9 protein-coding genes and 4 tRNA genes are annotated in these 10,752 nt (G+C 65.3%); 3 read left to right on the plus strand and 10 right to left on the minus strand.

From position 1 onward, the window contains the following. Positions 1–174: 174 nt before the first annotated feature. The 9 genes from nusG to QZY06_RS20360 all read right to left on the minus strand — a co-directional run bounded on the left by nusG (position 175) and on the right by QZY06_RS20360 (position 6,226). Positions 175–708 carry a transcription termination/antitermination protein NusG gene (gene nusG / locus QZY06_RS20320; RefSeq protein ID WP_022974902.1) on the minus strand — a complete coding sequence of 178 codons (534 nt, stop codon included), beginning with the start codon at positions 706–708 and terminating at the stop codon, positions 175–177. Next, entirely contained in the window at positions 708–1,103 is a 396-nt protein-coding gene (gene secE / locus QZY06_RS20325; RefSeq protein ID WP_295687645.1) for a preprotein translocase subunit SecE, read from the minus strand. The genes nusG and secE overlap by 1 nt, the downstream gene beginning before the upstream one ends. Positions 1,104–1,136: 33 nt before the next feature. Next, positions 1,137–1,212: transfer RNA gene (locus QZY06_RS20330), tRNA-Trp, on the minus strand. Positions 1,213–1,330: 118 nt separating this feature from the next. After that, positions 1,331–2,527 (minus strand): elongation factor Tu, encoded by a 1,197-nt coding sequence (tuf, locus tag QZY06_RS20335; protein ID WP_022974887.1) that lies wholly within the window; start codon positions 2,525–2,527, stop codon positions 1,331–1,333. 85 nt (positions 2,528–2,612) lie between these two features. Continuing rightward, a tRNA-Thr gene (locus tag QZY06_RS20340) sits at positions 2,613–2,688 on the minus strand. Positions 2,689–2,732: 44 nt separating this feature from the next. After that, a tRNA-Gly gene (locus QZY06_RS20345) sits at positions 2,733–2,806 on the minus strand. A 50-nt stretch (positions 2,807–2,856) separates the two neighbouring features. Further along, positions 2,857–2,942, minus strand: a tRNA-Tyr gene (locus tag QZY06_RS20350). Between the two features lie 102 nt (positions 2,943–3,044). Continuing rightward, positions 3,045–5,534 carry an ATP-dependent helicase HrpB gene (hrpB, locus tag QZY06_RS20355; protein WP_295687649.1) on the minus strand — a complete coding sequence of 830 codons (2,490 nt, stop codon included), beginning with the start codon at positions 5,532–5,534 and terminating at the stop codon, positions 3,045–3,047. Positions 5,535–5,545: 11 nt separating this feature from the next. Next, positions 5,546–6,226, minus strand: coding sequence for an MOSC domain-containing protein (locus tag QZY06_RS20360; protein ID WP_295687650.1), 681 nt, complete (start codon positions 6,224–6,226; stop codon positions 5,546–5,548). Positions 6,227–6,289: 63 nt separating this feature from the next. On the opposite strand from QZY06_RS20360, the gene QZY06_RS20365 reads away from it, so the two are divergent. From QZY06_RS20365 to QZY06_RS20375, 3 genes are all read left to right on the plus strand, one after another. Next, entirely contained in the window at positions 6,290–7,891 is a 1,602-nt protein-coding gene (locus tag QZY06_RS20365; RefSeq protein ID WP_295687652.1) for a glucan biosynthesis protein, read from the plus strand. Between the two features lie 84 nt (positions 7,892–7,975). Continuing rightward, the gene (locus tag QZY06_RS20370; protein ID WP_028474976.1) at positions 7,976–8,449 is read left to right on the plus strand and encodes a DUF421 domain-containing protein; all 474 of its coding nucleotides are present in this window, start codon (positions 7,976–7,978) and stop codon (positions 8,447–8,449) included. Next, the gene (locus tag QZY06_RS20375) at positions 8,446–9,705 is read left to right on the plus strand and encodes a TIGR03862 family flavoprotein (RefSeq protein ID WP_295687655.1); all 1,260 of its coding nucleotides are present in this window, start codon (positions 8,446–8,448) and stop codon (positions 9,703–9,705) included. The genes QZY06_RS20370 and QZY06_RS20375 overlap by 4 nt, the downstream gene beginning before the upstream one ends. On the opposite strand, the gene queA is transcribed toward QZY06_RS20375, so the two are convergent. Continuing rightward, on the minus strand, positions 9,651–10,739 hold the full coding sequence (gene queA / locus QZY06_RS20380) for a tRNA preQ1(34) S-adenosylmethionine ribosyltransferase-isomerase QueA (protein WP_367275696.1): 1,089 nt from the start codon (positions 10,737–10,739) through the stop codon (positions 9,651–9,653). The genes QZY06_RS20375 and queA overlap by 55 nt on opposite strands. Between the last annotated feature and the right edge of the window lie 13 nt (positions 10,740–10,752).

Below are 10,752 nucleotides of genomic sequence, written 5' to 3' on the forward strand. Positions count from 1 at the left end.
GTGCGCCCGGCTTTCAGGTGGGCTCCCCGGTTTGACTACTTCCGGACGGCTGAAATGTCCGGTCTACAAAGTTTGTTATTGCCATCCATGGCGAGGATTCATCCTCGTAGGAGACCTCGGCCCGACCCTCCGTGGCCGGTCGTGAATTGCCGGCGAGCAGTGCTCGCCATCAATTCACCCTTTCTGCACCTGCGAAAATTCGAGTTCGACAGGTGTGGCGCGGCCGAAAATCAACACCGCGACTCGCAAACGACTCTTGTCGTAATTGACTTCCTCGACCACACCGGAGAAGTCCGCGAACGGGCCTTCGGTAATCCGGACGGCTTCGCCCGGCTCGTACAGCGTCTTCGGCTTCGGCTTTTCGACCGCTTCCTCGACCCGGCTGAGAATCGATTTGGCTTCCTTTTCCGAGATCGGAGCCGGCTTGTCCGGCGTGCCGCCGATGAAACCGAGCACCTTCGGCGTCGATTTGACCAGGTGCCAGGTGTCTTCGTTCATTTCCATCTGGACCAGTACATAGCCCGGATAGAACTTGCGTTCCGTGGTGCGCTTCTGGCCATCGCGGATTTCGACCACTTCTTCGGTCGGCACCAGGATGTCGCCGAACTTTTCTTCAAGTCCGGCGCGGGTGATGCGCTCCTTCAGGGCGCGCAACACATTGTTTTCGTACTGTGAGTACGCGTGAACCACATACCAGCGCATGCTCATCAGGCACTCCGTCCGGTGAGCTTCTGGACGCCCCAAAGCAAGGTTGCGTCGAGCCCCCACATCATCAAGGCCACGATCAGCACGAAAATGGCGATGATCAGCGTGGTTTGCAGGCTTTCCTGGCGCGTAGGCCAGACCACCTTGCGGAGTTCGACGCGGGCGCCCTGGACATGCGACCAGAGCGAATGGCCGATTGCCGTGCGATAGACCGCGGCGACGGCCGCGGCGATGCTGCCGAGCAACAGCAACAGCCGAACGGACTTCGGCAATTCAAGGAACACGTAATAGACGGCGAGACCACCAATCAGCAGCGCGAGGGCCGAGATCAGCAGCAACGTGTCGAAACGTGAGCCGGTTTCTTCGACCTGGCTACCGGCTGTCTTCGAGGATTCCATCGGTCTCGTGAGGCAAAACTGCTTTCATCACAGTGGCAGGGCGGGAGGGTCTCGAACCCGCAACCTTCGGTTTTGGAGACCGACGCTCTACCAGTTGAGCTACCGCCCTGTTGGCGCACTGTGAATCGAGGGGGCGCGAGTATAGCTTCGTGCCGGGGAAAATGTAAACGCCTGCTGCTGAAACGACAACCCCGCACGCCATTGCTGGCGTGCGGGGCGGACGAGACTTACTTCAGGATCTTGGTAACGACGCCGGCACCAACGGTGCGGCCGCCTTCACGGATGGCAAAGCGAACCTGCTCTTCCATCGCGATCGGAACGATCAGCTCGACCTTCACCTTCACGTTGTCGCCCGGCATCACCATCTCGGTGCCTTCCGGCAGCTCGACAGCGCCCGTCACGTCCGTCGTGCGGAAGTAGAACTGCGGGCGGTAGCCCTTGAAGAACGGCGTGTGGCGGCCGCCTTCGTCCTTGCCCAGCACATACACTTCAGCTTCGAAGTCGGTATGCGGCTTGATCGTGCCCGGCTTGCACAGCACCTGGCCGCGCTCGATGTCTTCGCGCTTGGTGCCACGCAGCAGCAGGCCCACGTTGTCGCCCGCCTGGCCCTGATCCAGCAGCTTGCGGAACATTTCAACGCCGGTGACGATGGTCTTGACGGTGTCCTTCAGGCCCACGATCTCGACTTCTTCGCCCACCTTGACGATGCCGCGCTCGATGCGGCCCGTGGCCACCGTGCCGCGACCGGAGATGGAGAACACGTCTTCCACCGGCAGCAGGAACGGCTTGTCGATTTCGCGCATCGGCTCCGGGATGTAGGAGTCCAGTGCGTCGTACAGTTCTTCCAGACGCGCCACCCAGACCGGGTCGCCAGCAATCGCCTTGGTCGCCGAGCCCTTGATCACCGGGCCGTCATCCGGGAAGCCGTACTTGCCGAGCAGGTCGCGAACTTCCATTTCGACCAGTTCCAGCAGTTCGGCGTCTTCCACCAGATCGCACTTGTTCAGCCAGACCACGATCTTCGGCACGTTGACCTGCTTGGCCAGCAGCACGTGTTCACGCGTCTGCGGCATCGGGCCGTCGGTGGCCGACACCACCAGGATCGCGCCGTCCATCTGCGCGGCTCCGGTGATCATGTTCTTGACGTAGTCCGCATGTCCCGGGCAATCAACGTGCGCGTAGTGGCGGTTCTTCGTCGAGTACTCAACGTGGCTCGTGGCGATCGTCAGGATCTTCGTCGAGTCACGACGGCCCTGCGATTCCGACGCCTTCGCAACCTGGTCGTACGGAATGTACGTGCCCCAGCCCTTGTCCGCGCTGATCTTCGTCAGCGCAGCAGTCGTCGTCGTCTTGCCATGATCCACATGCCCAATCGTCCCCACGTTCACGTGCGGCTTGGTACGGTCAAATTTCTCTTTTGCCATGACGAAACTCTGCTCTCTGATCGGTAATTTGGATAAACAACAAAACCCTCAAGGCGGCGACAAAACCGGCTCGAGGGTCGAAAATTGGTGCTCACAATCGGAATCGAACCGATGACCTCTTCCTTACCAAGGAAGTGCTCTACCGACTGAGCTATGTGAGCGAAACTCGGTACTGCTGCTGCTTTGACGACGCCTGCCTGACGGTTGGAGCGGGTGATGGGAATCGAACCCACGTCAGTAGCTTGGAAGGCTACAGCTCTACCATTGAGCTACACCCGCCTGCCCTGCCCAAACTCTGAGCCCGGTCCAGCATTCGCGACAGTCGCCGGTGGTGGAGAGAGAAGGATTCGAACCTTCGTAGACGTTAGTCAGCAGATTTACAGTCTGCCCTCGTTGGCCGCTTGAGTATCTCTCCCCGTGACGGTCAGCACAGCGAGCGGCGGATTCTGGGGATATCGCTGGTGGGCGTCAAGCAAAACTTGCGGGTTTGACTGCAATTCCTTCGAGAAGCCGCCAATCAGGTCCCGCGCGGCTTGGCTCGGGCCGTTGGCGCCGCTGCCAGCGGGTCATCCGGCCAGGGATGACGCGGGTAGCGGCCCTTCAGTTCCTTGCGAACTTCCTCGTAGGTGCGGGCCCAGAAACCGGCGAGATCGCGGGTCACCTGGATCGGCCTTCGCCCGGGCGACAGCAGATGCAGCGAGACCGCCATGCGCCCCTCGTTGACCGTCGGCGTCTGCGTTGCTCCGAACAGTTCCTGCAACTTCACCGCCAGCACCGGCGGCGCGCCGTCGGGCAGATATTCGAGCGCGACTCGCGAGCCGCTCGGCACATCGATGTGAGTCGGCGCCAGCCGCGACAGCCGCTGCTGCTGCGGATAGTCGAGACGGCCGTTGAGGATGCCAGCCAGATCGAGCCGCGCCAGATGCTCGCGCCGGGTGATGCCGGACAGATACGGCGTCAGCCACTCGGTCAGGGATTCGACCAGCGCCTCGTCGGAGACATCCGGCCAGTCCTCGCTGCTGTGCCAGGCCCGCAGGCTCGCAACCCGTGCCTGCCATTGCCGCGCGCCATCGCTCCACGGGAGTGCTGCGATGCCAAGACTGCGAACGCCTTCGATCATCGCCGCCCGCTGGCGCTCGCCATCCGGCTGATTGATCGGCTTGCGTTCCAGCACGATCGCGCCGAGCCGCGTCTGGCGCTCGGCGAGCACCGCCTGCTGCTGCTCGTTCCAGACGACATCGGCCAGATTGACGATCCGCGCCGCCTGGTCGACCAGCACCTCGCGTTCGGACAAGGCCGCCGCGGCACGAATCCGCCGCGGATTGCCCGGTTCCCAATGAGCGATCGCCAGCCACTCGGACGCTGCCAGCACATCGCGCTCGGGAATTCGCGCTTCGCCGCCATCGGCGCACAGATAGCCGACGTCCCGCGCGCCACGGGTCTCGGCGCGCCGCCGCGCCAATCGTTCGGGATAAGCCATCGCGACGATTCGGCCAATGGCATCGGCATCGATCGTCGCCCGCTCATCGGCATCGACCAACCGCAGCAGCTGGCGCACGGTTTCGCGCATCCGCCGCAACGCGCCGGCATCGGCTTTGCCGGAGTGGGCATTGCGCACTGCCTGGGCGAGATCGGCGCCGCTGTCGCGTTCATCGAGCACGGCAGCGGTCCAGGCGGCCGTGCCGGCCAAGCCAGCGGCTTTCGCGACCATCAGCATGTGAGCGATGCGCGGCGTCGCCGGCAAGCGCGCCAGCGCCTTGCCGTGCGCGGTGATTCGGCCATCGGTGCCGACCGCGCCGATCGCCGACAGCACTTCACGCGCTTGCGACCAGGAAGCAACCGGCGGCTGATCCATCAAGGCCAGCGTGCCTGGATCGGACACGCCCCAGACGCTGAGTTCCAGCGCCAGCCGCGACAGATCGACGGCGAGGATGTCCGGCGTGTCATGCGCCGGCAGCTGGCCGTGCTGGTCCCGGCTCCACAGGCGGACGGCGGTTCCCGGCCCGAGACGCCCGGCGCGGCCGGCGCGCTGCTCGGCGCTGGCGCGGGAAATTCTTTGCAACTCCAGCGCATTGGCACCGGCGCCCAGATCGAAACGGGCGACTCGCGCCAGCCCGGCATCGACAACCGTGGTCACGCCTTCGACGGTCAAGCTGGTCTGGGCGATGTTGGTCGCCAGGATCACCTTGCGTCGGCCATCACGGTTCGGCGCCAGTGCCAGATCCTGCTCGGCGCTCGACAGATCGCCATACAGCGGATGCACGACAACACCGGCGCCGAGCCGGGATTCAAGGATGCGCTGGGCGCCGCGTATCTCGCGGCCGCCGGGCAGGAAGGCGAGCACGTCGCCGTCGCGTTCGGCAAGTGCGGCTGCGCAGGCATCGGCCACCGCAACATCGGTGGAGGTGCCCGGCCGTGGCGGCGCAAAACGCACGTCGACCGGGAACATCCGGCCAGACGCGGTGACGATCGGCGCACCGCCCAGCAGTGCCGAAACACGCTCGGTATCGAGCGTCGCCGACATCACCAGCACCCGCAGCGCTTCGTTCAGCGATGCGGCGGCGTCCAGGGTCAGGGCCAGCGCCAGATCGGCATCAAGGCTGCGCTCGTGGAACTCGTCGAAGATCACCAGGCCGATGCCGGGCAGTTCCGGATCCGCCTGCAGGCGCCGGGTCAGCAGGCCTTCGGTGATCACTTCGATGCGCGTCGCCGGGCCGATCTTCCGTTCGAAGCGCACCTGATAGCCGACGGTCTCGCCGCTCTTCTCACCAAGCAGGCTGGCCATCCGCGCCGCCGAGGCGCGGGCGGCTACCCGGCGCGGCTCGAGCATCACGATCTTCTTAGCCTTCAGCCAGGGCTCGTCGAGCAGGGCCAGCGGCACCACCGTGGTCTTGCCGGAACCGGGCGGCGCGGCCAGCACGGCGCGGCCACCCGGTATCGCCAGCGCTTCGCGCAGCGCCGGCAGCGCGGCCAGTGCCGGATAGTCCGGCAGCTTCACGGAAGTCATCTCTGGTGATTTCAGTTGCGGCGCAGCCAGTCGACACGATCGGCAAGCTTGCGCTGCCAGTTCGAGGCAAGGCCCGGGGCATCGCGCAGCGCTTCCAGATCGGCCAGCGGTGGACGATGAGCGTGGACGATTTCCCAGAACCGGACCAGGGTCGGCGCGCCAGCCACTCGGTCGATCAGTTCGAAACGGTCACCGACGGCGACCGTGCCCGGCTCCAGAACCCGGTAGTACCAGCCGGCGATGCCGGCATCGGCAACCGCCCGGGTCATGCCGTCCACACCATGCCGCGCCTCGATCTTCCAGCACGGCGTGCGCGGCTGGCAGAGCTGCACGCGGACGCTGCCGAGCGCGAACACGTCGCCGATGCAGACGTGCTTTTCCTCGATGCCGGAAGTCGAGATGTTCTCGCCGAGCGCACCAGCGACCAGGGTCGCGGCCGCCTCCGGAAACAGCGCCGCGAGCCGCGCATGGGTTTCCAGCGGAAAGTGGTGAAGCGCCTTTTCCGGCCCGCCGTGAACTCTGCGATCGGCCTGCGCATCGCCGACCAGACCTTCCAGCCCGACCGCCATCGCCCCGATCACCGGCTGCTTGAAGATCGCCGTCGGCCGGCCGTCACCGGGCATGGCCTGCACGCGGCCGGCGAACAGTCCGGTGATGGTTCCAGCGCAGTTGCCGGTAGAGATGAGAGCCATGCGGATATTATGGCGAACGCCGACGCGCCCCCATCGCCTGGCTCCCAACCCGAAAGCTCGACCATGCAAAGACGTGAACTGCTGAAATCCTTGTCTGCCGGTGCCGGCGCTCTGGCCACCGGCCTGGCTGCTCCCGCTGCTGAAGCCGCCGACCGCGGCAAGCTCAAGCAGCTTGGCAAGCCTCAGGCCTTCGACTACAGCTGGCTCAAGGGCCAGGCGCGGCAGATGGCCTCGGTGGCCTATCTCGCTCCGCCCAGCGACTTGCCGAAGACCTTGCAGGGTCTTGATTTCGATCGTTACCAGAACATCCGCTACCGCGCCGATCGCGGCCTGTGGGCGAAGGACGATCTATCGTTCCAGGTCCGCTTCTTCCACATGGGCCTGTTCTTCAAGGATCCGGTCCGGATGTTCGAGATCGTCAACGGTCAGGCGCAGGAAATCGCCTACGACTCCACCTTGTTCGATTTCGGCAAGTCCGGCGTCAAGGCCAATCAGCTGCCGAACGATCTCGGCTTCGCCGGCTTCCGCGTGCTGTTCCATACCGATCTGGAGCGCGATGTCGGCGCCTGGCTCGGCGCCAGCTACTTCCGCGCGGTGGGCGGTGACTGGCAGTACGGCATGTCGGCCCGCGGCCTGGCGATCGACACCGGCGCGCCGACACCCGAGGAATTCCCGCGCTTCACCAGCTACTGGCTGGAACGGCCGGCGGCCGGCTCGAACAAGCTGGTGATCTACGCGCTGATGGATTCGCCGAGCGTGTCCGGCGCCTATCGCTTCGAGATTTCGCCCGGCGCCAGCCACGTGATGGAGATCGACGCCGCGCTGTATCCGCGCCGCAAGATCGACCGCCTCGGCATCGCACCCGGCACCAGCATGTACCAGACCGGCGAAAACGATCGCCGCATGGCCTACGACTACCGGCCGGAAATCCATGATTCCGACGGCCTGCAGATGTGGACCGGCGCCGGTGAATGGATCTGGTGGCCGCTGGTCAATCCGGTCGGCCTGCGCTTCAACTCGTTCAGCGACAACAACCCGCGCGGCTTCGGCCTGATGCAGCGCGATCACAACTTCGATCACTACCAGGACGACGGCGCCTACTACGATCTGCGGCCGAGCCTCTGGGTCGAGCCGAAGGGCGATTGGGGCAAGGGCTCGGTGCAGCTGGTCGAGATTCCGACCCAGGACGAAACCTTCGACAACATGGTGGCGTTCTGGAATCCCGAAAAGAAGCCGATGCCGGGCGAGGAACTGCTGTTCGCCTACCGTCTGCACTGGGGCCGCAAGCCGCCCGCAGCGCCGCGGCTGGCGACCGTGCAGGCCACGCGTACCGGTCTCGGCGGTGCCGCCGGGGTCAAGCGCAGCTACTTCTCCTGGCGCTTCGTGGTCGATTTCGCCGGCGGCGATCTCGGCCTGCTGGGCCGCGACACCAAGGTGGAAGCAGTCATCACCGCTTCGCGCGGCACCATCGAACTGACCTCGGCGCGGCCGCTGAAGGAGATCAACGGCTACCGCGCGATCTTCGATCTGAAGCCGCCGGATGACTCGACCGATCCGATCGACCTGCGCATGTTCCTGAAGAGCGTCGGCCAGCCGCTGAGCGAAACCTGGATCTACCAGTACAACCCGCCAGCACCGGCCGATCGGCATCTGAACCGGATCTGACGCGCGTCAGCACTGCGGTAAGGGCCACTGCGGTAACGAAGACTGGGTTGCATCATGGCGGCCGAATCGCCGGAGACCGCATCGATGTGGCAACTGACCGTACCGTGGTGGGAGCTGGTGCTTCGCTCCATCGCCGTCTATGTGTTCCTGCTGGTACTGCTGCGGATGACTGGCCGACGACAGGTCGGGCAACTGTCGCCGTTTGATCTGATCCTGCTGCTGGTGCTGTCGAACGCCGTGCAGAATTCGATGAATGGCGGCGACAACTCCCTGATCGGCGGCCTGATTTCTGCCGCGACCCTGGTGACGATCAACTTCCTGCTCGATTACGCGACCACCGCCAGCAACCGCCTGGATCGTCTGATCGGCGGCCGGCCACAGATCCTGATTCGCAACGGCCGCCTGCGTACCGAAAACCTCGCCGCCGCCAACCTGTCCCGGCGCGACATCAATGCCGCGTTGCGCAAGGCCGGCTGCATTCGTATCGAAGAGGTTCGCCTGGCGATGCTGGAAACCAATGGCGCGATCAGCGTCGTGCTGCGCAAATCACGCTCGTGACGGCCAGCGCGCTGCGTCGCGTCGCCGTCATCGGCGGCGGCCCTGCTGGCTTGATGGCGGCGGAAACGCTGGCCGCCGCTGGCGTCACCGTCGATGTCTATGACGCCATGGCCAACTGCGGCCGCAAGTTTCTGATCGCCGGCAAGGGCGGCCTGAACCTGACGCACGGCGAAAGCTTCGAACCGTTCGTATCGCGCTACGGCCAGCGTGCTGACGCGATCCGGCCGATGCTCGAAAGCTTCGGTGCCGATCAGCTGCGCGACTGGGCGAAAAGCCTTGGCGTGGAAACCTTCGTCGGCAGCTCCAACCGCGTATTCCCGAGCGATCTCAAGGCCGCGCCATTATTGCGCGGCTGGCTGCGCCGACTGCGCGAGAGCGGCGTGCACTTCCATTTGCGCCATCGCTGGGCCGGCTGGAACGATGATGGCGCGCTGCGCTTCACGACACCGGCTGGCGAGGTCGCGGTGACCGCCGATGCCGTGGTGCTCGCACTCGGTGGCGGCAGCTGGCGACGGCTGGGCTCCGATGGCCGCTGGGTTTCGCTGCTCACCGAAAAAGGCATCGACGTCGCACCGCTTGCGCCGAGCAACTGCGGCTTCGAAAGCCGCTGGAGCGACATCCTGCGCAGCCGCTGCGCCGGCCAGCCGGTCAAGCCGGTGGCCGCTCGCTTGAGCCCGGAACAAGGCGGCGACGTCGAATTCCGGCAAGGCGAATTCATCATCACCGGCGTCGGCGTGGAAGGCAGCCTGATCTACGCGCTGTCGCCCGCCCTGCGCGATGCGATCAGCGCCCACGGCGTCGCCCGCCTGGAACTGGACCTGATGCCCGGCGTCTCGCTGACCGCGATCAGCGAACGCCTGGCCAAGCCGCGCGGTTCGCAGTCAATGGCCAAGCATCTGCATCGCGCCGGCATCGATGGCGTGAAGGCTTCGCTGCTGCGCGAATCCGCGCCGGAAGAAGCCTTCGCCGATCCCGCCTCACTGGCCGCACAGATCAAGACGCTCAGCGTGCCGCTGCACGCCACCCGACCGATCGACGATGCGATCTCGACCGCTGGTGGCGTCCGCTTTGAAGCGCTGGACGCGCAGCTGATGGTGAAGCAGCTATCCGGAACTTTCTGCGCCGGCGAAATGCTCGACTGGGAAGCGCCGACCGGCGGCTATCTGCTCACGGCCTGTTTCGCCAGCGGCCGGACGGCTGCTCAGGGCGCACTGGACTGGCTGGCGCGCAGCGGCAGCCACATTGCATCGCCGTAAGAGAAGAAGCGGTAGCGCTGCTCGACGGCATGCTGATACGCGGCCATCACCCGCTGATAACCCCCGAACGCGCAGACCAGCATCAGCAGTGTCGATTCCGGCAGATGGAAATTGGTCAGCAGCGCATCGACCACGCGGAACGCATAACCGGGCGTGATGAACAGCCGCGTCTCGCCCTGATACGGCGCGACGATGCCGGTCTCGGCAGCCGCGGTTTCCAGCGCCCGCACCACCGTCGTACCGGCCGCAACGATCCGTCCACCGCGCGCTTTCGCATCGGCAACCGCCTGCGCAAGTTCTGCCGTCACCGTCAGCCGCTCGGCATGCATGACGTGCGTCGCCAGATCATCGACCCGCACCGGCTGAAAGGTGCCGGCACCGACGTGCAAGGTGGTGAACGCGATGGTCACGCCACGCGCACGGATCGCGGCCAGCATCGCCTCGTCGAAATGCAGACTCGCCGTTGGCGCGGCCACCGCGCCCGGCTCGCGCGCCCACACCGTCTGATAACGCGCGTCATCGCTGGCGCTGGATTTGCGCTCGTCGGCGGTGCGCTGGATGTACGGCGGCAGGGGCAACTCGCCGTGAGCATCGAGCGAGGCCAGCAGATCCTCGGTCTCGAACGCGAGCTCGTACAGATCGTCGTGCTTGGCGAGCACGGTGGCGGTCAAGCCACCGTCGGCGAACAGCAGCGTGCTGCCCGCCTTCGGCGTCTTGCTGGCCTTGATCTGCGCCAGCGCGCGGCGCGTATCGAGCACCCGCTCGATCATCGCCTCGATCCTGCCGCCGGATTCCTTGACGCCGTGCAGCCGCGCACGAATCACCCGCGTGTCGTTCAACACCAGCAGATCGCCGGCACGCAGCTCGGCCGGCAGATCGACGACGTAAGCATCCCGGAAGTTGTCGATCGTGGCCTCAGCCCCGGCATCGACCACAGGATCGACCACCAGCATCCGGCCGCCACTGCGGGTGGCCGGCGGAACCTGGGCAATCAGCTCGGAAGGAAGCTCGTAACGGAAATCACTGCGCTGCATGGGGACCGGAAGA

The sequence above is a fragment of the uncultured Nevskia sp. genome (genome assembly GCF_903885465.1).
Lineage (GTDB): Bacteria > Pseudomonadota > Gammaproteobacteria > Nevskiales > Nevskiaceae > Nevskia.